General features: G+C 28.1%; 25 protein-coding genes and 3 pseudogenes. 17 read left to right on the top strand and 11 right to left on the bottom strand.

Annotation, left to right across the window (positions count from 1 at the left end; all coding sequences use genetic code 11):
- The first annotated feature begins 9 nt into the window (after nucleotides 1-9).
- The 8 genes from KJQ99_RS02660 to KJQ99_RS02625 all read left to right on the top strand — a co-directional run bounded on the left by KJQ99_RS02660 (nucleotide 10) and on the right by KJQ99_RS02625 (nucleotide 7445).
- A complete protein-coding gene (locus tag KJQ99_RS02660; protein ID WP_214116433.1) occupies nucleotides 10-729 on the top strand; it encodes a substrate-binding periplasmic protein in 720 nt (239 codons plus the stop codon).
- Nucleotides 729-1790 (top strand): epoxyqueuosine reductase QueH, encoded by a 1062-nt coding sequence (locus tag KJQ99_RS02655; RefSeq protein ID WP_214149906.1) that lies wholly within the window; start codon nucleotides 729-731, stop codon nucleotides 1788-1790. The genes KJQ99_RS02660 and KJQ99_RS02655 overlap by 1 nt, the downstream gene beginning before the upstream one ends.
- Nucleotides 1790-2959 (top strand): cation:proton antiporter, encoded by a 1170-nt coding sequence (locus KJQ99_RS02650; RefSeq protein WP_214116421.1) that lies wholly within the window; start codon nucleotides 1790-1792, stop codon nucleotides 2957-2959. The genes KJQ99_RS02655 and KJQ99_RS02650 overlap by 1 nt, the downstream gene beginning before the upstream one ends.
- A gap of 64 nt (nucleotides 2960-3023) precedes the next feature.
- Nucleotides 3024-4268 carry a citrate synthase gene (locus KJQ99_RS02645; protein WP_214116418.1) on the top strand — a complete coding sequence of 415 codons (1245 nt, stop codon included), beginning with the start codon at nucleotides 3024-3026 and terminating at the stop codon, nucleotides 4266-4268.
- Nucleotides 4269-4436: 168 nt separating this feature from the next.
- Nucleotides 4437-4988, top strand: a complete 552-nt coding sequence (locus tag KJQ99_RS02640; RefSeq protein ID WP_214116410.1) for a DUF507 family protein — start codon at nucleotides 4437-4439, stop codon at nucleotides 4986-4988.
- A gap of 20 nt (nucleotides 4989-5008) precedes the next feature.
- On the top strand, nucleotides 5009-5611 hold the full coding sequence (locus tag KJQ99_RS02635; protein ID WP_336606939.1) for a sulfite exporter TauE/SafE family protein: 603 nt from the start codon (nucleotides 5009-5011) through the stop codon (nucleotides 5609-5611).
- A 2-nt stretch (nucleotides 5612-5613) separates the two neighbouring features.
- Nucleotides 5614-6807 carry a sensor histidine kinase gene (locus tag KJQ99_RS02630; protein ID WP_214149905.1) on the top strand — a complete coding sequence of 398 codons (1194 nt, stop codon included), beginning with the start codon at nucleotides 5614-5616 and terminating at the stop codon, nucleotides 6805-6807.
- The gene (locus KJQ99_RS02625; protein ID WP_214149904.1) at nucleotides 6801-7445 is read left to right on the top strand and encodes a response regulator transcription factor; all 645 of its coding nucleotides are present in this window, start codon (nucleotides 6801-6803) and stop codon (nucleotides 7443-7445) included. Before KJQ99_RS02630 ends, KJQ99_RS02625 begins: the two co-directional genes overlap by 7 nt.
- On the opposite strand, the gene KJQ99_RS02620 is transcribed toward KJQ99_RS02625, so the two are convergent.
- The 4 genes from KJQ99_RS02620 to KJQ99_RS02605 are packed head-to-tail and all read right to left on the bottom strand — an operon-like array spanning nucleotide 7440 to nucleotide 10937.
- Entirely contained in the window at nucleotides 7440-7904 is a 465-nt protein-coding gene (locus tag KJQ99_RS02620) for a hypothetical protein (protein ID WP_214149903.1), read from the bottom strand. The two genes, KJQ99_RS02625 and KJQ99_RS02620, sit on opposite strands and share 6 nt — an antisense overlap.
- 3 nt (nucleotides 7905-7907) lie before the next feature.
- Nucleotides 7908-8363, bottom strand: coding sequence for a molybdopterin synthase catalytic subunit (locus KJQ99_RS02615; protein WP_214149902.1), 456 nt, complete (start codon nucleotides 8361-8363; stop codon nucleotides 7908-7910).
- A 2-nt stretch (nucleotides 8364-8365) separates the two neighbouring features.
- Nucleotides 8366-8587, bottom strand: a complete 222-nt coding sequence (locus KJQ99_RS02610) for a MoaD/ThiS family protein (protein WP_214116399.1) — start codon at nucleotides 8585-8587, stop codon at nucleotides 8366-8368.
- Nucleotides 8574-10937 (bottom strand): putative bifunctional diguanylate cyclase/phosphodiesterase, encoded by a 2364-nt coding sequence (locus KJQ99_RS02605; protein WP_214149901.1) that lies wholly within the window; start codon nucleotides 10935-10937, stop codon nucleotides 8574-8576. Before KJQ99_RS02605 ends, KJQ99_RS02610 begins: the two co-directional genes overlap by 14 nt.
- Nucleotides 10938-11007: 70 nt before the next feature.
- Between KJQ99_RS02605 and nspC the strand changes: the two genes are divergently transcribed.
- The 7 genes and pseudogenes from nspC to KJQ99_RS02570 all read left to right on the top strand — a co-directional run bounded on the left by nspC (nucleotide 11008) and on the right by KJQ99_RS02570 (nucleotide 16229).
- Nucleotides 11008-12168, top strand: a complete 1161-nt coding sequence (gene nspC / locus KJQ99_RS02600) for a carboxynorspermidine decarboxylase (protein WP_214149900.1) — start codon at nucleotides 11008-11010, stop codon at nucleotides 12166-12168.
- 117 nt (nucleotides 12169-12285) lie between these two features.
- Nucleotides 12286-13104: pseudogene (locus tag KJQ99_RS02595) on the top strand (formate dehydrogenase subunit gamma); the annotation flags it as partial.
- Nucleotides 13094-13438 (top strand): winged helix-turn-helix domain-containing protein, encoded by a 345-nt coding sequence (locus KJQ99_RS02590; protein WP_214116391.1) that lies wholly within the window; start codon nucleotides 13094-13096, stop codon nucleotides 13436-13438. The pseudogene KJQ99_RS02595 and the gene KJQ99_RS02590, both read left to right, overlap by 11 nt.
- A complete protein-coding gene (yedF, locus tag KJQ99_RS02585) occupies nucleotides 13438-13983 on the top strand; it encodes a sulfurtransferase-like selenium metabolism protein YedF (protein ID WP_214149899.1) in 546 nt (181 codons plus the stop codon). The genes KJQ99_RS02590 and yedF overlap by 1 nt, the downstream gene beginning before the upstream one ends.
- A gap of 44 nt (nucleotides 13984-14027) precedes the next feature.
- A pseudogene (gene selD, locus KJQ99_RS02580) lies at nucleotides 14028-14999 on the top strand (selenide, water dikinase SelD); the annotation flags it as partial.
- A 148-nt stretch (nucleotides 15000-15147) separates the two neighbouring features.
- Nucleotides 15148-15351, top strand: coding sequence for a hypothetical protein (locus tag KJQ99_RS02575; protein WP_214149898.1), 204 nt, complete (start codon nucleotides 15148-15150; stop codon nucleotides 15349-15351).
- A gap of 395 nt (nucleotides 15352-15746) precedes the next feature.
- The gene (locus KJQ99_RS02570) at nucleotides 15747-16229 is read left to right on the top strand and encodes a GNAT family N-acetyltransferase (RefSeq protein WP_214149897.1); all 483 of its coding nucleotides are present in this window, start codon (nucleotides 15747-15749) and stop codon (nucleotides 16227-16229) included.
- 31 nt (nucleotides 16230-16260) lie between these two features.
- Here KJQ99_RS02570 and KJQ99_RS02565 read toward each other — a convergent pair whose 3' ends face one another.
- From KJQ99_RS02565 to dcd, 3 genes are all read right to left on the bottom strand, one after another.
- Nucleotides 16261-18849 carry a molybdopterin-dependent oxidoreductase gene (locus KJQ99_RS02565; protein WP_214149896.1) on the bottom strand — a complete coding sequence of 863 codons (2589 nt, stop codon included), beginning with the start codon at nucleotides 18847-18849 and terminating at the stop codon, nucleotides 16261-16263.
- A 10-nt stretch (nucleotides 18850-18859) separates the two neighbouring features.
- On the bottom strand, nucleotides 18860-19426 hold the full coding sequence (locus KJQ99_RS02560) for a cytochrome C (RefSeq protein ID WP_214116380.1): 567 nt from the start codon (nucleotides 19424-19426) through the stop codon (nucleotides 18860-18862).
- A 220-nt stretch (nucleotides 19427-19646) separates the two neighbouring features.
- Nucleotides 19647-20207 (bottom strand): dCTP deaminase, encoded by a 561-nt coding sequence (dcd, locus tag KJQ99_RS02555; RefSeq protein ID WP_214116378.1) that lies wholly within the window; start codon nucleotides 20205-20207, stop codon nucleotides 19647-19649.
- Nucleotides 20208-20304: 97 nt separating this feature from the next.
- Between dcd and KJQ99_RS02550 the strand changes: the two genes are divergently transcribed.
- Together KJQ99_RS02550 and KJQ99_RS02545 are read left to right on the top strand one after the other, a co-directional pair.
- Nucleotides 20305-20727, top strand: coding sequence for a TOBE domain-containing protein (locus KJQ99_RS02550; RefSeq protein WP_214116375.1), 423 nt, complete (start codon nucleotides 20305-20307; stop codon nucleotides 20725-20727).
- Nucleotides 20728-20730: 3 nt separating this feature from the next.
- Nucleotides 20731-21516, top strand: a complete 786-nt coding sequence (locus KJQ99_RS02545; RefSeq protein WP_214149895.1) for a hypothetical protein — start codon at nucleotides 20731-20733, stop codon at nucleotides 21514-21516.
- A gap of 3 nt (nucleotides 21517-21519) precedes the next feature.
- On the opposite strand, the gene rpsR is transcribed toward KJQ99_RS02545, so the two are convergent.
- The 4 genes and pseudogenes from rpsR to KJQ99_RS02525 form a co-directional block, all read right to left on the bottom strand.
- Nucleotides 21520-21780: a 30S ribosomal protein S18 gene (rpsR, locus tag KJQ99_RS02540; protein ID WP_214116366.1), complete on the bottom strand. Its 261-nt coding sequence runs from the start codon at nucleotides 21778-21780 to the stop codon at nucleotides 21520-21522.
- A 10-nt stretch (nucleotides 21781-21790) separates the two neighbouring features.
- On the bottom strand, nucleotides 21791-22315 hold the full coding sequence (gene ssb, locus KJQ99_RS02535) for a single-stranded DNA-binding protein (RefSeq protein ID WP_214116364.1): 525 nt from the start codon (nucleotides 22313-22315) through the stop codon (nucleotides 21791-21793).
- A 10-nt stretch (nucleotides 22316-22325) separates the two neighbouring features.
- Entirely contained in the window at nucleotides 22326-22709 is a 384-nt protein-coding gene (gene rpsF / locus KJQ99_RS02530) for a 30S ribosomal protein S6 (protein ID WP_214116362.1), read from the bottom strand.
- 90 nt (nucleotides 22710-22799) lie between these two features.
- A pseudogene (locus tag KJQ99_RS02525) lies at nucleotides 22800-23419 on the bottom strand (DNA polymerase III subunit delta); the annotation flags it as partial.

The raw sequence follows: 23419 nt of genomic DNA, 5'->3' as shown, positions 1-23419 counted from the left end.
GGGAGCAAAATGAAAAAAATATTATTTTCTTTAGCATTATTAACAAGTATGAGTGCTGATATTTTAAGAGTAGCAACAGCACCTAATTATCCGCCTTATGAATATTTAGAGAACAACGAATTAAAAGGCTTTGATGTTGATATTATTAAAGAAATTGCTAAAAGAAATAATTTAGAAGTGGAGTTTAAATATATGGATTTTGACGGATTAATCCCAAGTCTTAAGAGCAATAAAGTGGATTTAATCGGAGCAATTATGAAAAAAACTCCAGCAAGAGCTAAGGCAGTAGAATTTACAATTAATTTTAAAGATAGTTCTAATTATTTCATAAAAAGAATAGAAAATAATGAAAATCAAGAAATTAAAAATTGTAAAGATTTAGATTTTACTAATACGCTTTTTGGGGCTGAACTTGGCTCGGTGCAATATGATATAGCAAAAAAATCTAGCCAAAAAGAAGTAAAAGGCTTTGCAAATTCTAGCATTAGCATACTTTCATTACAAAGCAAAAAAATAGATGCTATAGTATTAGATAAGGTTGCTGCTGTTAATTTTTTAAATAAAAATCCTGATTTGCAAGTAGTTTGCGAGTATAAAGATGAAGACTCACAAGGATTTGCCGTAAATAAAGGTAATACAAAATTACTTGAAATAATAAATAAAAGCCTACAAGAAATGCTAGATGATGGCACAATAAATGAAATTAGTAAAAAGTATAAAATAAATTAATGCTAGTTCATATTTGCTGTAGCGTTGATTCGCACTTTTTTTTGCAAGAATTAAGAAAATTAATGCCTGATGAAGAACTCATCGGGTATTTTTATGACCCAAATATTCATCCTTTTAGCGAATATGAATTAAGATATTTTGATGTAGCAAGGTCTTGTAAAAAGCTTGGTATTAAGCTAATTAAAGGTGAATATGATTATGCTGAATGGTTTAATTATGTAAAAGGCTATGAAAATGAGCCTGAGCGTGGGAAGAGATGTTCTAAATGTTTTGATTTTAGAATGCGAAGTTCTGTTGAAATGGCTTTAAAATTAGGGCAAAAAACATTTACAACCACACTTTTATGCTCTCCTAAAAAAGATTTAGAGCAATTAAGAGTATCTATGCAAGAAGCTTTAAAAGGGACTGATTTAGAGTTTTTTTGCGTTGATTTTAGAAAAGATGGTGGAACTCAAAGGCAATTAAAATTAGCAAAAGATGATTTATTGTATCATCAAAATTATTGTGGCTGTATTTACGGCTTAGCTCAACAAAAAAGCGAAGAGCATTTGATAAAAGAATTAAGCTCAAGTATATATAAAAATCAAATTCTACCTGGCTCAATAGAAGAAAAATTGCAATTTTTTAAAAAAGTCGTAAGATTAGAAAGCAAAAATCAACAATTTAGCATTATTAGAGAAAAGTTTTTAAATTATCGTTTGCTTTATGCAAGAATTAAAGCTAATAAAAATACTGCAAAAGCTTTTGTTTTATTTTATTCGCATTTTAAATCACGCAAAATTAATCTAAGTCTTGACATAAGTAAAGAGCTAATAATGTGTAATAAAGATGAATTATGTGTAATATCGTTTAAAAAAGCGAATGAGTTTTTTAAATACGAAAATTATGAAGAATTTTTAAAAAATCCACCAAGTATTAAAAAGCAAATAAGCTTTAGAGCAAAATTATTTAATCACTATAACCTAAGTCCTATTATAATTATTGAAAATATCCCCGAAAAAATTGAAATAATTGCAAAAAGCATAATTTTTGAGGATACTAGATTTATACAAGGAAATTAATGGAACTTAGCTCAAATGATTTAAATATTTTATTATTTATATCTTTTGTTGTTTTTTCATCGCCTTATATAGCAAAGCTTACTAGCTTACCTATTTTAGCGGTTGAAATTATTTTAGGAAGTATTGCTGGTGCTATTGGAATAATCACAAAAACACCTGCTTTTACCCTAGCTTCTCATATTGGATTTTGCTATTTAATGTTTATAGCAGGGCTTGAAGTAAGCCTTAAAGAATTTATAAAATTAAATGCAAATGAGCTAAAAAAAATATCTTTATTTTATTTAATTCTTTATGCTTTAGCTATTAGTATTTCATTGATACTAAAACTTAGCTTAGTAGTTGCAATAATAATTCCTGTTATGAGTATAGGGCTTATTAGTATTTTATATAAAGAATACGAAATTACTCCAAAATGGCTTAGTTTTACTATGGTTTTAGCAGCACTTGGCGAAGTAATAAGCATTGTTTTAATAACTCTTTTAAATAGCTTTTCAAACTCAAGTAGCACAATGCAAGTTGTTACTTCTGTATTGTCAATACTATTCTTTTTAGGGATTTTTGTTGTAATTTATTATATTTTTAATGCGATTTTTTGGTGGTTACCTTGGCTTAAAGAAATTTTAATGCCTGATTATGATAAGGCAGAGCGTAATGTAAGGCTTAGTCTTGCATTGTGGATGCTAGCAGTTGCTTTAATGCTTTATTTTGATTTTGAAATAGCTTTAGGAGCGTTTTTAGCTGGTATGTTTATATCTAGCTTTTTTGGGCATAAAAAGGATTTAGAGCATAAATTAAGTTCATTAGGACACCCATTTTTAATACCTATATTTTTCGTATATGTTGGGCTAAGCCTTGATTTTAGCTTGGTTAATAAAGAGCTTATATTAATGTCATTTGCTATTATTCTTACTATGTTAGTTTGTAGAATAATTAGTTCTTTTGTATTTTATAAAGACTTTAAAATATCTTGCATTTTATTAGCTTTTACATCTTGTATGCCGCTTACTTTATTAATCGCAATTGCAACTTTAGGAATGAAATTAAACTTAATTGATAATTCTTTTTATTTAGCTTTGGTTTTATCATCTTTAATTGAAGCTGTCATATTTATGTGGGCTATTCCTAAAATTTCGTTACTTATTGAAACACATAAGCAAAAATCTAAGTAAGTTTTTTACAATATTTCACAAATTCCTTTTAAAATATACATAACTATTAAAAAAGGAGTTAAAAATGGAAAAAGCAAAATTAATTTACGATGGTAAAGAATTTGAATTTGATGTATTAAGTGGAACTAGAGGTGCAAAATCAATTGATTTTTCGTCTTTATATTCAAAAACAGGTGCATTTTCTTATGATGAAGGATTAACTAGCACTGCAACTTGTAAATCAAGTATTACTTATATTGATGGAGAAGCAGGAGAATTAAGGCATCGTGGTTATTCTATTGAATGGCTAGCAGAAAATAAAACTTTTTTAGATGTAGTGCATTTATTATTACATAAAGAATTACCAAGTCCTGAAAGATTAGAAGCGTTTAGATATGAGCTTAAAAAAAGAAGCTTTATTCACGAAGGTATGCATAAATTATTTGACGCTTTCCCTGACAATGCTCATCCTATGGCAGTTATGCAAGCAGCAGTTGCAGCACTTTCAACATTTTATCCTGACCATTTAAATATGGATAAGCACGAAGATTATATGGAAATGGCAGCCAGAATCGTAGCAAAAATACCAACAATAGCCGCTAGTGCGTATCGCTATAAAAATGGCTTTCCTATGGCATATCCTAATCTTGATCGTGGATTTACCGAAAACTTTTTATATATGCTAAGAACTTATCCATACGAGCATGTAAATCTAAGACCTATTGAGGTAAAAGCACTAGATACGGTTTTAATGCTTCATGCTGATCACGAACAAAATGCAAGCACAAGTGTAGTGCGTTCAGTCGGTAGCACTCACGCTCACCCATATAGCTGTATAAGTTCAGCAATTGGCGCATTGTGGGGACACGCACACGGGGGTGCTAATGAAGGTGTGATTAGAATGCTTGAGACAATTGGCACACCTGATAGAGTTGATGAGTTTATTAAAAGAGCAAAAGATAAGAATGATCCATTTAGACTAATGGGCTTTGGGCATAGAGTTTATAAAAACTTTGACCCTAGAGCAAAAGTTCTTAAAAAATTAAGAGACCAATTAATTAGCGAAATTGGAATTGATGCAAACTTTGTAAAAGTTGCAACTAGAATTGAAGAAATCGCATTAAATGATGAGTATTTTGTAAGCCGTGGATTATATCCGAATGTTGATTTTCATAGCGGCTTAATCTTAAAAGCTCTAGGAATTCCAAATGAAATGTTTGCGGTATTATTCGTAGTAGGTAGAATTCCTGGCTGGATTTCACAACTAATTGAGCAAAAAGAAAGCCCATTAAAAATAGTTCGCCCAAGACAAATTTATATAGGCGATTAAAAGAATTTGAATTCGGAAATTCCGAATTCAAATCAATGCTTTAAAACTCTTAAAAAGCTTAATATTAAGGCATTTTAAAAATTATCAAAAGTTAAAAATTAATTATTATTGTTATATTCATTTTTACTAATATATTTTATAATGAAGAAAAATAAAAAAGGATTAAAAATGCGTATTAGACAACCACATATTCCTTATGTTTCAAATAAAATTTCAATAGATTTATTAAACTCAAAATTTGTAAAATTAGTAAATGGTTTAGAGCCAGTTAAAGAAGTAGTTTCAAAAATTATTACAGCCTTAGTATTAAAAGAAAAATCACTTGATGAGAAGGTAAATGAGATTTTAGCAGAGCAAGAAAGCCAAATGGATTTAATGCAAGTTGATAGAAAAAATATGTTTTGGTTACTTAAGAAAAAACTAGCAGATGAATATAAAATCCAAATGAATTATGAAGATAGATATAATGCCTTATCTCACGCTATTTTGGACGCTTTGGTTGATGAAGATTTAATCAATTTTAATGTATCAGAAAATAGAGTAAAAAATGTGATTTATTCAAGTATGATTGAATACTTAAAAACTTACGAAGATATTGAAGACCTAGTATTTGATAAAATTAATAATTACAAAAGAAAAATCGTTCCTGGTAGCGAAGAATACGATTTAATTTACGAAAAGCTTTATGAAGAAGAGCTTAAAAAAAGGAAGATGTTATAAACAATCTTCTTAGCACTTTTGTGCTAGGACTAGGTCTTAGTCTTACTCATTGTTTTTTTATGTGTGGTGGAATAATTCTTTTATTCAACCACAAAAAGAGTAATTTTTTTGATATTTTTATATATCATTTTAGTAGAATTTGTGCTTATATTTTAATAGGTCTTATAGCTTATTTTTTAGGTTATTTTTTAAATTCTTTAAACTTACAAGTATTTTTATATTTTATCTTAGGTGCTTTTTGCGTTGTTTTAGGATTTGCTTTAATTGTTAAGGGACAACTACTAGCTTTTATAGAAAATCAATTCATATATAAAAAAATAATGGTATTTTTAAACAATAAAAAAACTTCAAAATATAAAGGCTTTATATTTGGCTTTTTAAATGGATTTTTTCCTTGTGGTTTAGTATATTTTTTCGTAGCAAAATCAATGATTGCAAAAAGCGTTAATGAAGCTTGGCTTAATATGTTAATTTTTGGGCTTAGCACTCTTCCTGCTATGCTTTTAGGCTCTATATTTATAAATAAAATTAGAAAAATTAAAAATATTCAATATTTATTTTTTGCTTTAATTATTGTTTATGGATTTTATTTGTGCTTTTTAGCACTTAAATTAAGTAGGTAAAAATGTATAGATTAAATGAATATAAAAATGCAATTGAAAACACAAATATAGTTTCAAAAACAGATATAAATGGGATTATTACCTTTGTAAATGAAGAATTTTGCAATCTTTGTGGTTTTAGTGAAGATGAACTACTAGGACAAAATCACAATATTATCCGCCACCCTGATACGCCTAAGAGTGCTTTTAAAAAATTATGGGACACTATTTTAGCTGGGCGTGTTCATAAAGGAGTGGTTAAGAATAAAAAGAAAAATGGGGATTTTTTCTACGCACAAACAACAATAATTCCAATTTTTGATGAAGATGGAACAATATTTGAATTTATAGCTATTAGACACGATGTTACTAAGCTTTTTACCTTAAATGAAGAGCTTGTTGCAACTAAACAAAAGCTAATGCAATTAAATGAGAATTTAGAACAAGTCGTAGCTCAAAAGACAAATTCTTTAAAAATACTCAATGAGAATTTAGAAAAGAAAATAGAAGACGCAATAGCAATCAATAACGCTCAACAAAAAATAATATTTCAGCAAAATCGCCAAGTTATCCTAGGACAAATGCTAGAAAATATAGCTCATCAATGGAGACAACCTTTAAATGAATTATCTTTAGCTATTTATTTATTACATAACGAAAAAAAAGATAAACATTATAAATTATGTCAAAAATTAATCCAAAATATGAGCCAAACTATTAATGATTTTAGAGATTTTATTAATCCTAATACGCCTTTAGAAAAGCATAATTTAATTAAAGTAATTAAGCATAGTTTATACATAAGCTATCAAGCATTGAAAAAAAATAATATAAAAACTACATTTGATATTCGTGCTAAAAAATGCTGCTTGTTTTGTAATTTTAATGAATTAGTGCAAGTTCTTGTAAATATTATAAACAATGCTAAAGATGCTTTTTTAGAACAAGAGCTAGATGATAAAATACTACATTTTAAAGTATTTAAAGAAAAAAAGAATTTGATTTTGCAAATTAGCGATAATGCAGGGGCAATTCCTTCTAACATAATAGAGCATATATTTGACCCATATTTTACAACTAAACATAAAAAACAAGGCGTAGGACTTGGGCTTTACATTTGTAAGCAAATTTTAAATAAAATAAATGCAGATATAAGATGTTTTAACAAGGGCAATTGTGCATATTTTGAACTTATTTTTAAAGGAGAAGAATGTTAAGTTTATTAATTGTTGAAGATGAGAAAAATATAGCTCATCTAATGGGAGATATTTTAGCACCTTTGTTTTATGAAGTGCATTATGCTCAAGATGGCTTAAGTGGATTAAATAAATTTAAAAAACTTCGTCCTGATATTGTAATTTGTGATGTATTAATGCCGCTAAAAGATGGTTTAAGCCTTGCAAAAAGCATTAAAGACCTAAGCCCAAATACGCCTATTATAGTAATTTCAGCTCATAGTGATAAAGAAAAATTACTAAAAGCTATTGATGTTAATGTGAATAAGTATTTAATCAAACCTGTAATTCCAGAAGAATTAATCGCAAGTGTAAAAAGCTTGGTTTCTAATATGAGTAAAGTTACTAAAATGGGAGATTATTCAATTGATTATATGAAATCAACTTTTAAAACATTAGAATTTGAAGTTGAACTTACAAAAAAAGAACTAGCTTTATTAAAAGCACTTAGTGAGCCAATTGGTAGGGTTGTAAGCCTTGATGAGATAAAAGAGGTTTGCTGGGGTAAAAGTGATGTAAAAGATGGTTCGGTAAGAACATTTATAAAGCGTTTTAGAGATAAATTGGGTGTAAATATTATAAAAAATATTACTTCAACAGGTTATAAAATAGTTTTATAATATAGAATTATCGTATTTAATACCCATTCTAATAAATATAGTATTAGAATTACTTATATTAACGCTTACAGCTTCATCGCCTGGAGTGTCTTTGCCTATTAATAGCGATTTAACAGAATCATAACTTAATAATGTAGAACATAATTCCCCTGGTTTTTCAGTTTTTTTAACTATCAAAAAATCTCTAAAAGTGCTAAAGTGTAAGCATTTTTCAGATTTAACAAAAAACCACATATCCTTATCAAGCCCTACTTTAGTCATCAATGGAATATCTATAAAATTTTCATTATTAGAATAATATGTATCTACATCATTAATCAATGTAGCTAAGTTTCTGATTGATTTTGACATTTCTGCTTCATTTTTTGAATTATATACCTTAAGACCTAGTAAAATAAGTAACGCAAGTACCACAATACATACAATAATAATTTCTATTACTAATGCTTTTTTATTCATTACTTAATCTTCCTTGCTGCTTAAAAGACCTGCGTTAGGCAACTTAAAGCTTCTATCCTTTGCATAAATTCTTTGATTATTAATTAAATCGTATTTCCAAATAGGTGCATTTTGTTTAAAATCTTCAATAAACTTAGCAAATATATCTAAGCCGTTTTTTCTATGTGAGCTTGCAATCCCTGCAAAATAAGAGCATTCACCTACTAATACATCTCCTTTTGCATGTGCAAAAAATAATCTAATATTTAAATTCCTAGTTTTCTCACACCAATCATCAAACCATTTTTTTAAAATTGGCTCATATATATCAAAACTAAGACCGCTAATATTGCCTTCTGCTCTAATTATCCCGCTAAAACTTAAAAATGCTCCATAATTTAACTCTTTGCAAATTCCACAAAATTCACTATATAAAGCTTTTTCATCAAGAGCATTATTAAATATTTGAAATTCTTTCACGCTCAACCACCACAAACAGGAGGCAGTATGCTTACTACATCGTTATCTTTTAATGCAATATCTAAACTATCTATGAAATTATCATTTATAGCAATAGCACTAATCTCTAACCATTCTTTTAAATCTTCAATTTTCAATAACTCATTTTTTAATTCACGAACATTTTTTACATTTAATTCAATAGAATTTTTATTAATAGGTCCTAAAAAATTAATCTTTACCATTTTCATATACCTTTTCTAATAAAATATTTTCAGGAACAGGTCTGCTAAAATAATACCCTTGATACTCATCGCAACCTAAGTGTTTTAAGAAATTTAAAATCTCAATATTTTCTACACCTTCAGCTACAGAGCGTTTATTTAAAGATTTAATAACATTTACAATAAACTCAACCAATCTTCTATTTTTTTCATTAGTATCTATATTTTGTATAAAGCACTTATCAATCTTAACAACATCAAAATCTAAATCTTGGTCATTTAAATAAGATAAAGAACTATATCCTTTACCAAAATCGTCCATTGATAAACCTACATTAAGTTTTTTGATTTTATCAATAATAGCCTTACTTGTTGCATTTTCTATTGAAAAGCTTTCTGTGATTTCAAATTCAATTAATCTTGGCGGTATGCCTTGAATGTTTTTTTCTATTGTATGAACTATTCCTTCGCTTAAAAGCTGCTTGGTGCTTAGATTTATACTAAGTTTTAATTCAAGACCTTTTTCTAACCATCTTCTTTGAGCTTCACAAGCCATTTTAATAATTTCATTACCTAAAGTAATAATTAAATTACTTCTTTCGCAAATTCCTATAAATTGGTCTGGAAATATTAATTTATCTCCTTTTTGCCATCTAACAAGAGCTTCTGCTCCTATAATTTTGCCAGATTTTACATCTACTTTTGGCTGATAATATAATAAGAATTCTTTATTTACAATACCATTTCTTATATCTTGTTGTAGCTTTAAATTAGCTTCATTTTGTTTGCCAATTTCTGCCGTATAACCAAATATCCAATTATCTCCACTAGCTTTATCATTTTCTATTGCTAAATCAGCATTTCCTATACATTCGTGTAAATTCTTGCTATCTTTTGGATATATACTAAATCCAACTCTAGCATTAATTTTAAATGGCTCATATTCTATTAAATCATCATTTGAATTAATTTTAATGCTTCTTGCGGTTAGTTTTTGATGGTATTTTTTAGCTAATGTAAAATAATCTTCATTTTTATCTACTTCAATTACTAATAAAAACTCATCAGCACTAACCCTAGCAAGGCATTCAAAAGTAGTTTTATTTTGTATAAATTTATATTTATCATATTTTATAAAGTCTAAGCTCTCAAAATGTTCATTATCGCCTGTTGCCATACCTTTTAAGGTTGTATAAAGTCTATAAGCTACGATTTTTAAAACTTCATCACCAAAACTTCTTCCATACATTGAGTTATAAATTCTGAAATTATCTATGTTAAAAAATAAAAATAATAATACCTTATTATCTTTTTTTACATAATTATCAAGGCTTTCAGTAACACTTATCATATTCATAAGACCGGTAATATTGTCAATATATGCTTGTTTTTTGATATTCCCATCTTTTGCTTGAATTTGTCTTATAAATCTAAGTAAAGCATAACTTAAAGTTCTAAATTCTTTAAATGCAAAATCGCTATTTAATTGTTTATTCTTATTAAAATTAGATATATGTTTATTTAATGCTATATCAAAATGCTTTGTAGCTAGCTCTATTTGAGATCTTACTTCTTTTTTCTTTCTTATTATGTAAATTAAAATTCCTAAAAATCCAACTAATATAGAACAACCTAAAAATGCACCTTGTATCAATGCTGATTCAAATCTTTTGCTTTTTACTTCTTCTAAAGCTTCTTTTAATACATCACTTTTAACGGTAAATTCTAAAGCCAACCACCAATTTTTATCATAGCAAGTGTAAGCTTCATTTTCATATACACAATACCATCTTTCATTACCTAAAAAATTAAAATTATCATCTAATCTTTTTGCATTAAAATAAGAAAGTTGAGCATTGTGAAGATTTTTAATATTATTTAATGCTACTACCCTTTGAGTTTCTTCATATTTTTTAGGATTTAAAGTAACTCTTAATATTTTTTTATTATCTAATTCCACATACCTAGCGTAGTAATAATAAGTCGGGTCAATTCCATCAAAAACATCAATATCAATAGGATAACCCATATTTGCTTTTAAAAATTCTAAAGCTTTTTGTTTATCTTCGTGAGTGTTTAAATAATTTAATGCGAAATTGTAAGCACTATCTACAAATTCTTTGGCACTATCGTCTAAATATGAAAATTCTGCATCTAAATATTTTTTAATATTTTTAAGTTCTTCTTTGATATATTTATTTGATGATAAATTGATTTGTTCGTTATATTCTTGTTCTAGGCTATTTACTTCTTCCGTATAACTTGATTTAATAACAAATATTCCAACGCTAAAAATTAACGCAAAAAATATTATTGAATAAAGAGTTAAGCTCTTTATTGATTCTTCTAAAATTGACTTTCTTTCTTTCATAAAATACCTAATATATTATAAATTTAATATGATATTATAGCAAAATTATTAATACCGAAAGGAAATTGTAATGAAATATATTGAAAATAATATTAAAACACCAGCTTACATTTGCTACGAAAGCAAACTAAAAAATAACCTTGAAATCTTTAAAAAAATTCAAGAAGAAAGTGGAGTTAAAGTCTTATTAGCTTTAAAAGGATTTGCATTTAGTGCTGCTATGCCTTTAATTAAAAATTACTTAAAAGGCTGCACTTGCAGTGGGTTGTGGGAAGCAAAATTTGCTAAAGAATTTGTAGATAAAGAAATCCACACTTACGCACCAGCATTTAGTAATGATGATTTAGAAGAAATATTAAATCTTAGTCATCATATAGTGATTAATTCATTGAATGAATATAAAAAAGTTATAAATCATAAAAATTATAAAAATCAATCTTTAGGAATTCGCTGTAATTTAGAGTTTTCAGTAGCTCCAAAAGAAATTTATAATCCTTGCGGCAAATTCTCAAGGCTTGGCATTAAAGCAAAGGATTTATTAGATAGCGAAATAATAGTTGATGGGCTACATTTTCACGCTTTATGCGAAGAGAGTTTTGAGAGTTTAGAAAAAGTCTTTAAAGTATTTGAAGATAATTTCTTAAAACCATATCTAGCAAAACACCCATTAAAATGGATTAATTTTGGTGGCGGTCATCATATCACAAAAAAAGGCTATAAAGTAGAAGAATTAATTCAATTCTTAAAAGCTATTAAATCAAAATATAATCTTGAAATATACCTTGAACCAGGAGAAGCTATTGGTTGGCAAACGGGGGATTTAATAGCTAGTGTTTTAGATATTGTTGAAAATGAGAAAAAAATAGCAATTTTAGATATTTGTGCTGAAGCCCATATGCCTGATACTATCATTATGCCTTACACTAGCGAAGTAAAAAATGCAAAAATCCTAGCAAGTCGTGATGAATTAGCAGAGACTAAAAGCACTAAAAATAGCTATCTTTTAACAGGTAATTCTTGCCTTGCAGGAGATATTATGGGAGAATATGAGTTTAATCAAGAACTAAATATAGGAGATAAGATAATATTTTGCGACCAAATTCATTACACAATAGTAAAAAATACAACTTTTAACGGAGTAAAATTACCAAGTTTAATTTATGTTGGTGAAGATGGTAGCATTAAAAGTCAAAAAGAATTTAATTTTAATGACTATTCAAGGAGAAATTAAAAATATTTTGATATAAATTAAAGAATAAAATCATTTTAGGAAGATATTATGAAAAAGTTTTTTGTATTAGCATTTTTATTTACCTGTTTAAATGCTAGTGATTTAACAACTACAGGAAGAGTTACTAATATTACTAGCTATGAATTAGGAGAAATTTGGACAATATTAGCATCAAGTTATATTGCTTCACTTGCTTTAATTGTCTTAATTGCAGTGCTTTGTGCGTTTTCATTACATTATATGGTAATAGGACCTAAAACATTTAGTCACGAAGGCAAAAAAATATATGCCTTTTCATTATTTGAGCGTGGTTTTCATTTCATTGCTGCACTTGCTTGGATTATATTAATTCCAACAGGCTTAATCATTATGAATGGTCATTATTTTGGTGGTGGAGTATTTGTTAGACTTTGCAAAAATCTTCACGGAGTTGCTACTATTTTATTTTTTATCTCAATTATTCCTATGTTTTTTTGCTGGATTAAAAGAATGTTACCTGCTAGTTATGATATAAAATGGCTTATGATAGTAGGTGGATATTTAAGCAAGGTTAAAAGACCTGTTCCGGCGGGAAAATACAATTTCGGTCAAAAAATGTGGTATTACATAGCCGTTTTTGGTGGAGCTATTATGATAATTACTGGTGCGTTTATGTTCTTTTTAGATTTTCAGAGCGAATTTTTACAAAATATGTTAGGAATTAGTCATATTAATATTTTAAGACTTAGTGCAATAGTTCATAATATCTTAGGCATTGTTTGTGCTGCTATGTTTTTCGTGCATTTATATATGGCTGTATTTGCTATCAAAGGCTCAATTCACGCAATGATAACAGGATATAAAGAAGAAGAAGAAGTATATATTTTGCATTCTTATTGGTATAAAGAACTTACAAAAAATGGAAAAATAACACCGAGTTATAGCTATGAAAAATAAAACACCTAAAATCAAATTCTGGTTAGAAGAAGACGGTGAAATTTTTGGAAAAGGTAATTATGAGATATTAAAAGCCATAGAAAAATTTGGCTCAATTAATGAGAGTTCAAAACAACTTCATATGAGTTATAAAAAGGCTTGGACTAAGAAAACTAGCACAGAAAAATTTTTAGGCGGAGATATATTTATTAGCAAAAAAGGAGCTAGTAAAGATAGTGGAACTATTCTTAGCCCTAAGGCTTTAGAATTTATGAAAAATTATGAATTATTAGAAAAAGAATTAGAAGAATTTTTAGAAAAAAGATTTAACGAACTATTTAAAAAGGAAGAATAATGAAACTAGATTTTAGCGGCAAGGCTTGTCCGATACCTGTAATTGAAACAAAAAAAACATTAATTAATTTAGCAATTAATGATGAATTAGAAATAATAGTTGATAACGAAGCAGCAAAAGAAAATATCCAAAGATTGCTTAAGAATTTAAATCAAGAATTTGAGCTTAATGGATTTTGCTTTAAATTAAGAAAAAGCGAAATAAAAAGCTCAAAAGATGAAGCAAAACAACAAGAAGGAATATTTTTAAAATCTTTAAAAGTTGGCGAAGGCGAATTAGGAGCAATGCTTTTAATTGGATTTTTAACTGCTGTAAAAGAAAGAAAAATTCAAAAAGTTGTATTAATAAACGAAGCAGTTTTTATAGCTTGTGATGATACTCATCCGGCATTTAATGCTTTAAAAGCTTTAAGTGATGATGGAGTTGATATTTTATGTTGTGCGAATTGCTTAAATTATTTTCAAGTTAGTCCAAAAATTGGTAGAAGTTCAAACGCAGTTGAGATAATAGATACTTTATTTGAAACAAAAATGGTAAATCTATGAAACTTACTCAATTTAGCAAGCACGCAGGTTGAGGAGCTAAGCTAAGTCAGGCTGACTTACACAATGCTTTAGCTAATATTAAACCTAGCGAATTTGTATTAAGCTCAACTACTAGTAATGAAGATGCTTGTGTTATTGATTATCCTAAGGTAATTTCTACTAATTTAAAAGATTTTGCCTTAGTTCAAACACTTGATTTTATTACCCCAATCATAAATGATGCTTATGATTACGCTGTAATTGCTGCGGCTAATTCATTAAGCGATATTTTTGCAATGGGCGCAAAAGTTATGAGTGCTATGAATATAGTTGCATTTAGCGAATGCTTATCTCAAGATATTTTAAAACAAATGATAGCAGGGCTTAATGATACTATTAATTTAGCGGGTGGGTTTTGTGCTGGCGGGCATACTTTAAATTCTAGTGAAGTATTTTTAGGGCTTAGCGTTACTGGTTATGTTAAAAAAGATAGTTTTTTAAGCAATAACAAGTCCTTAGAAAATGATGTTTTAATAGCTACAAAACCACTAGGAACAAGTCTTAATGCTATGGCTATTAAGGCTAATTTGGACGATGATTTTAGCGAATGTATAAATGGTATGAAAAGTCTAAACAATAAAGCTTTAGAACTTTTAAATGGCATAAAAATCAATGCTTGTACTGATATTACAGGCTTTGGACTTATTGGGCATTTGAGCGAAATGCTAAATGATAAAATATCAATTGAAATCAATTCTGATGCGATAAAGTATTATAAAAATACTTTAAATTACGCTAATTTAGGGCTTTTTGGAACAGCTAGTTATACAAACAAAAATAGTTTGAAAGGACTTGTAAAATCATTTATTGAAGATGATTTACTTTTATATTCTCCAGAAACAAGTGGTGGATTAATCCTTAGCATTAGCGAAAAAGATACTCAAAAAGCTTTAGATATTTTACAAAATGCAAATATAAACGCCTACGCCTTTGCTAGAGTTGTAAAGAAAAACAATAATAGAATTTGTATTTTTTAATAAATCAGTTTTCTAAAAATATTTATGTGGGGGGGGGTATAATTATTATCTAATTACAAATAAGTAGATATAATGAAAAACCCTTGCTATTTTAGTTGCATTAGTTTTTAGTGCTTGTAATGATTTTAAATTAAGTAATTTAAACCCTATGGAGCTTTTGTCAAACCCTGATTTAATAAGCAATCAAACAAAATGTATAAAAGATAAAGATGCAAATTCTTGCATTAAAGTCGCTGATGAATTAGCTAAAAACTCAAATTCTAAAGAAAACTTAGACAAAATAAAACAACTATATAATCTTGCGTGTTCGTTCGGCTCAAAAGAGGGTTGTGTTAAATTAAATAATTATTAAAAAGGGGAAAATCCCCTTAACTATGCTTTCATAGGTTCATTAAATACTATGAGTTTTTAATATTCAAATTTAAATTATAACTTCACTTGTAATTATTAATTTTATGGAATTTAAAACTTAGTAATATAAAAAATTTATCTCATATTTATCGCACAGACTTCTTTATAAAAAATACTAATCAACCCACTTGCTTAGCAAAACCACTAAAAAGAATGACAAATCTTGAATGAATTTTTATGCTGTAATTATTAGATTGAATACAACCATCAAGATAACAATTAAATACCGAGTGGTTAATCACTATAAAAACTTTTCAACAAGCTAATTAAAAAATTTTCATATAATTTTTATAAATTTATAAAATTAAAAATTTTAATCTAAATTAAGGGAAGATTATGGAATTAATAGAAATTTCTAGTGATGAGTTTTTTAATTTCGCAAAAGATGTGCAAAATACTTTTCAAATAAGTCTTAGAGATAAAACTGATGAAAATGTAATCACCATTGATGAGATTTTCAAATCTTTAGAGAATAAAAATGCTAAAAATTTTTATGTATATGACAATGGTGTAAAAATAGGTGGAGTATGTCTTTTAATAGATGAAAATACCCAACATAATAATCTTGATTTGTTTTATATACTTGAAGAATTTCATAATAAAGGCTATGGTTTTAAAACTTGGCAAATGGTGGAAAAAACTTTTCCTAAAACTAAAGTTTGGACTACAACCACACCTTATTTTGAAATAAGAAATATCCATTTTTATGTTAATAAATGTGGTTTTAAAATAGTTAAATTATCAAATTTATCCGATAAATTTAATAATATTGAAGAAGTAGAATGGTTTTTTGATTTTGAAAAAATAATGAATAATTAAAATTAAATTCTAGGGGCAAATGCCCCTAATATTATGCTTTTACAGGTTCAGTGAATACTACGATTTCAGGTTTTTCGCCTTCAAATTTTTTGATATTTACTAAAGCTGTATGAGAGATATTTCCATTTGCAAGTTCGCTTGTTGGAATATCTATTGTTAGCACATTCGCACATCCGTATTTGCAATCATTATTATCATCAGGGTCATACCAGCCACCTTCTTGTAACACTACTACGCCTTTTAATACATCATTGCTTACAACTGCTCCTGCAATAACTTTACCACGAGCATTGAAAACCTCAACTAAATCTCCATTTTTAATACCTTTAGCCTTAGCATCTTCGCTATTGATTAAAATAGGCTCGTGTCCATTTACAGCATAAGTTTCTCTTAAACTTGTGTGGCATAGTTGTGAATGTAAGCGGCTCGTTGGGTGTGGGCTAATCATATGAAATTCTGCGCTCTTTTCTTTCATACCTAGCCATTCAATTGGTTCAAACCACATAGGATGAGCTTTACAATCTTTATAGTTCATTTTTTCAATAGTTTCACTATAAATCTCAATCAAACCACTCGGAGTTCCTAATGGATTTAAGATAGGGTCTTCTACGAAGTCTTTAAATCTAACGAACTCATAAGCATCTTGAGAAGCTTCAAATTTCAATGCTTTATTATTTTCCCAAAACTCTTTAAATTCAGGCATTTCTACACTTGTGCTTTTCTTAGCAGCGTTATAGTATTTTTCTATCATTTGCTCTGGAGTTTGATTTTCTGTATAAGCATTTACTAATTTTGTAGCTAACATTGCTGCATCTTTTTCACTTGCACCCTTGCTAATCGCACAAAGAGTTCCATAAACTTTAGCAAGTTCAACAAAGATTTGCATATCATCTTTACTCTCTTCAACTGGCATAACAGCAGCTTTCATAGGAACTATATGCATATTAGAATAATCCCCACTCATAGAAATATCATTTCTTTCATATTGGCTAGTTGTAGGTAATAATATATCAGCCATTCTAGCAGTTGGAGTCCAGTAAATCTCATTTACTACAACGGTTTTTAGCTTTTGCCAAGCTTTTTTTAGAGTTTTTAAATCTTGATGATGAACGAATGGGTTACCACCTACCCAATAAACAAAATCTATATCACTATAAGTAATTTTTTTGCCATTGTGGTCTATTGTTTTACCTGGGTTTAATAGCATATCAGCAATTCTTGCTACAGGAATTTCATTATCACTTGTCTTTGATAACCACTCAGGTAGATTTTCGCCTGCACCACTATTTCCAGGTATAAATTTACCATTTTTATCAAATGTTCCTTGTTTAACGCCTTTAAACACGCCTTTATCCCAAAGACCATTCATACTAGCGTTAATTCCGCCTACTATTGGAGCATTAGTTGTAGCAACGCCACCATTTGAATAATGATAGCTTAAACCAAATCCACCACCATCTTTACCAATATGACCTAGCATTGCACATAAAGTTACAAGCATCCAATGAGGTTGCTCTCCGTGATGAGCTCTTTGCATACCCCAACCACTCATTACTAAACTTAGATTTTCTCTTAATTCCTTAGCTAAATTCTCAATTACACTTGCTTTAATTCCGCAAATATTTTCAGCCCATTTGCTATCTTTTTTAACGCCATCAGTTTTACCCATTAAATAATCACTAAATTTATCAAATCCTATTGTGTAATTCTCCATAAATTCAGCATCATAAAGCTTATTATCAATTAAATATGTAGCCATACCCATCATCATTGCCACATCAGTATTTGGGCGTGGAGCTAACCACTCGCCTTTACCTTCAAAGAATTTAACAGTTGAACTAGCTCTTGGGTCTATGCAAATTACTTTTATTTTGCTTTCTTTAATTTTTTCCATATATGCACGACCTTCGCCATCAGTTACAGTCCAAGCAATTTTTAAAGTATCAATAGGATTTGCACCCCAAATAACTATGACTTTTGTATTTTCTAATACTAAATCCAAGTTAGTTTGTTGCTCATAAACTTCAATAGAACCAACAACATGAGGCATAATAACTTGCGATGCACCAGTTGAGTAATCTCCTAATGAGCCTACAAATCCGCCCGTTAAGTTCATAAATCTATGAAGTAATATTCTTGAATTATGCACATTTCCGCTTGATTTCCAGCCATAGCTACCTGCAAAAATCCCATTAGCTCCTTTTTCATCATAAGTTCTTTTTAAACTTTCTGCAACTAATTTTAAAGCTTTATCCCAGCTTACCCTAACCCACTCATCTTTACCACGAAGTTCAGGTTTATTATCTAGTGGATTTTCTAAGAAACTTTTTCTAACATAAGGATATTTAACACGATTAGCATATACTAAATCAGATGTGTAGTGTTGTAAATCATTTTTTAAATTCTTAGTTTGATTTGCATCAAATGGCTCACTTTTTACTACTTTACCATCTTTTATAGTAAGCTTTAAAATACCCCAATGTGCGCCCGTTACAACTTCGCCATTTTTTACTAAGCCACTAGCAACTGCTTTACTTTCAGCTCCTAATACATTTATAGGTGCAAAACTCATAGCACCAACTGCAGCTGAACCTTTTAAAAAACTTCTTCTATTTAGCATAATGTCTCCTTTATTTCATATCTTTTGCGTGTTTTTGTAGATATTGCACCACTAATTGTCTATCAGCTTTATCAATTCCTGTTCTTGTTTCCATTGCCTTAAATGTAGCTGGCCATTGATTTGCATTAAATTCACTAACAGGATGAAGTGGATGACAAATGCCACAATTTTCTTCAAACATAGCTTTACCTTTTTCAAAAAGTGGTTTTGCTGATTTTTCTAAATCCACTAGCTCATCTTTTTTAGCAAATACTTTAATACTAGCTAATTTAAAACCATTTTTTAATTCTTTTTCAACTTTAAAATCTACTTTAGCATTTTTACCAAATGCTGCTACTAAAATTCTATTTTTGTCATTAAAATATAAAATATTACCTTGATTAGGATTGTAATATCCTTTAATTTTAAGTTCAGCTAAATCGCCGTCTTTTACTATCTCAAAAGCATTAGTTGGAAGTAGTTTTCCTTCTGCTTTTTTCGCATCTACTGAAGTGTAAAGATTAATAATTTTACCGCTAAATTGCTCTGCAGCAAATACTGAAGCCGCTAAAGCACAGCTTAAAAAAATCTTTTTCATAAATCTCCTTAAAATAAAATTAATTTTTAAAACTTGTTAAAAATTATAAAATTATTGCACTAAATAGTAAATAATTTTTATTCATAAAATATTTTATTGAATATTTAATTTGCCTTAGATTAAGGTGCTTGCTAAGAATAATTTTAGAATGCAAATATTATTTGGAATAATAATAAAACTTAAGAATTTGAAAAATCACTTTCAAATTCTTGAAGATAAATTACTTTAAAACTTTTGGAAGAGTTATGCCTGTTTGATTTTGATATTTACCTTTTTTATCAGCATAAGAAGTAATGCAAGGCTCATCACCTTGTAAAAATAACACTTGAGCTATACCTTCATTTGCATATATTTTTGCAGGTAGTGGAGTGGTGTTGCTAATTTCTATTGTAATATGACCGCAAAACCCAGGCTCAAAAGGTGTAACATTTACAATAATTCCACATCTTGCATATGTGCTTTTACCAAGACAAATTGCTAATACATCTCTTGGCATTTTAAAATATTCAACCGTTCTTGCAAGTGCAAATGAATTCGCAGGAACAATACACTCATCACCTACAAAATCAACTACATTTTTATCATTAAAATCCTTAGGGTCAATCATAGTGCTATTTACATTTGTAAATATTTTAAACTCACGCCCAACACGAATATCATACCCATAACTAGAAAGTCCATAGCTAACTACATTTTTACCTACATTCTCTTCACAAAATGGAGTTATCATTTCGTGTTTTAATGCCATTTCTTTTATCCAAGCATCACTTTTTAGTCCCATTCATATCCTTTTTATGATTTTTAACTATTATACATTTAATTTTTAATATAGGTTTTATTTTATTATTAGATGAAATTTATGAATTTAAAGGAAGATTATGTTAAGTGCAAGAAATATATTAAAAATACAAATAACTAAAGTTGAGAGTTCGCCTATTATTTCATTAGTTACTGCAAAATTAGAAAACAATAAAACAATCAAATCTTTAATAACTACAGAAAGTGTAGATGATTTAAATCTAAAAATAAATGATAATGCTATAGCAGTATTTAAAGCAAATTCTGTAATTGTTAGCAAAAACGAATGTGCTACTCGTTTAAGTAGTGCAAATGAACTAAATGGCAAAATCGTAAGTATAAAAAATGGTTCGGTATATAGCATAATAGAAATTAATTGTAATGGAATTTTAATTACAGCTAGCATAACCAATGATAGTGCAAATAAGATGGATTTAAATATAAGTGATAATGTAAATGTTTTAATAAAAGCGAGCGATATTTTAATAGGAATTAAAGAATAAAATATGAAAATATTTTTAAGCTGGCTAATAAGTGAGATTAAATCAAATGAAAAATCTTTCATAGCTTTTTCTTTTTCTACTAAAAAATTAAATATTTATTATTATTTATTTTTTGCTTTATACTTGCTTATAAAACCTGATAATATCACTAAAATATTTCGTATATTTATAGATGAAAAAGCAGTATATGATGATATATTTTTATTAATTCCTTTTGCAGGACTTCAGATTATTTCTTTTGTGATATTTATCCCATCTTTTATAGTGGTTTTATTTAGCTTATTAATTGATAAAGATAAAATTAATCTTGCTTGTGAATTAGAAGATTTTTTCAAGGCTTTGTTTTATGCGTTTATATTTGTATTTTGCATATTTTGTGCCTTAAGTTTTATTAGCCAATCTAACGAGCTTTTCTTTATTTGTTTAATGGCATTTGTGTTTATATCTATATTATTATTTATAATTGCTAAAGATAATTTATATTATTTTTTTAGCATTATTTTATACCTTACTTGCTCGTTACTTCTTTATGAGCTCATAGATATTTTTTATATTTTAGTTTCTTTTTTGATTTTACTTATAATTTCAATTTATATAAGGCTTAGAAGTATTTATTTATTTTTATTATCAATGCCTTTGATACTTCATTATTTTATAGAATTTTCACATAGTTATTTTGCAAGCAGTGAAGGTGTGATAAATGCTTTAAGTGAGTTGTTTATTACTTTGGCTATATTTATTTTGATTTTTGTATATGATAAAAGAATTAGGCTAGAAAATCTAGCCTAAGAATTATAGACCTTCAAACGGATTTGTAACTACGTTTTTGCGGTCGCATACATAAGGAATTAAAGCAACTGCTCTTGCTCTTTTAATAGCTAGCTCAACCATTTCTTGGTGTTTTTTGCTTGTTCCTGTTAATCTTCTTGGCATTATTTTAAAACGCTCTGATAATGCGTGTTTTAATAATGCTGTATCTTTATAATCAATAAAATCAACTTTTGCTTCTGTAAATTTGCAATATTTTCTTGAATACTTTCTTTTTTCTGCCATAATTTATCCTTTAAAATGGTATCTCTGCATCATCTGCCGAGTTATAATTATAATTATTTCTTTCTTCAGCAAAATTATTTTGTCTTTGATAATTCTGCTCTTCTCTTGCATAATTATTTTGTTGATAATTGTTTTGAGTAGGTCTATTGTAGTTATTATTTGCTTGATAATTGTTTCTAGGAGCATTATTATTTTGCATTTCATCAGGTTTGTTGTCTAACATTTCCATATTTTCAACTACAAGTTGAATTTTTGAACGATTTTGATTGGTTGCTGTATCTACCCAAGTTTGTTGTTGTAAATAGCCTTCAACCATTAGTTTTGAACCTTTTCTTAAATATTGTCCTACAATTTCTGCTAATCTAGCATAAAACACTACATCTATAAATAAAGTTTCTTCTATTCTTTCGCCTGTGTTTGAGCTTCTATATCTACTAACAGCCATTGCATTATTTACTACCGCACTACCTGTTGTACTAATAGTTTTTATTTCTACATCTCTTACCAAACGACCTATTAGAATAACCTTATTCATATCTTATCCTTTATTCTGCTGGAGTTTCAGCCTTAGTTTCTTTTTTGCTTTCTTTTTTACCTAATCTTTTGCCTTGAGAAAGTATTTCCCACGCAGCGATTTCGCGTCTGTTTTCGTATTTAACGATTAAAAATCTAATTACATCTTCAGTGATTTTTAAAACACGCTCAAGTTCTTTAATTAATGAACCTGGAGCTTTAAAATATATTACATAATATACGCCACGCTCATATTTATCAATTTGGTAAGCTAATTTTCTAGTACCCATTTCAATAGTATTTGCAATTTCAGCACCATTTTTTACTAGAGTTTCTTTAACAAACTCAACTCTTGCTTTTAATTCTTCATCAGTTAGCGTTGGCTTTGCGATGAATAAAACCTCATAATGTCTCATGATTCTCCTTTTGGATATTAAGCCTAGATTTACTAAGCAAGGAATTTTGCATAAAGCAAGGCTTGATTTTAGCAGTTTAATCTTAATATTTTATGAGTTTATTAAAAAATATATTTTTAAAAGATTTGAATATGCTATTTCTTTTGAAGAATTATTGTTATTTAGTTTTAATTCATATTCAGTGTTTAATAAAATTGCAAAAATTTCTTCGTAAAAATTAGATAATTTTCTCGCTTGATTTTCTAATTCTACGCAAACTTGTCTTGGTGGAGTATAACCAAAGGCTATTTTATAATCAATTCTACCATTTGTTTTTAGATTTGCACTTATTGTAAAAAGTCTTATTAAACTTGAATAAAGTTTATTGATTAAAGCGATTTCATCTTCATTTTCTAATATTTTATAAATATATTCATTTGGCTCTTTTGTCTTTAAAAAATTACTCAAAAAATCATCAAACCCTAAAGCATTATCGCTTTCTAAATGCTCTTTAATAGTGCTTAAATCTAGTGTTTGATTTTTATATTTTAAAAGCTCACAACCTGCTTTAAATATATCAAATTCATAATTTTTTTGAAGATATTGCAAGGCTTCTTCACTAGCATTTATTTTATAAAAATTAGTAATTTCTTTTAATAAAGCAATTTGCTCAAAGCTAGTCTTTTTCTCAAAAAATCTAACAAAATTATTATTAATACTTAATTCTAAAT

This window comes from Campylobacter sp. 2018MI13 (assembly GCF_018501135.1).
In the GTDB taxonomy this organism is placed as follows: domain Bacteria; phylum Campylobacterota; class Campylobacteria; order Campylobacterales; family Campylobacteraceae; genus Campylobacter_E.
Note: the sequence above shows the minus strand (reverse complement) of the source record. Positions and strands in the feature narration are given on the sequence as shown.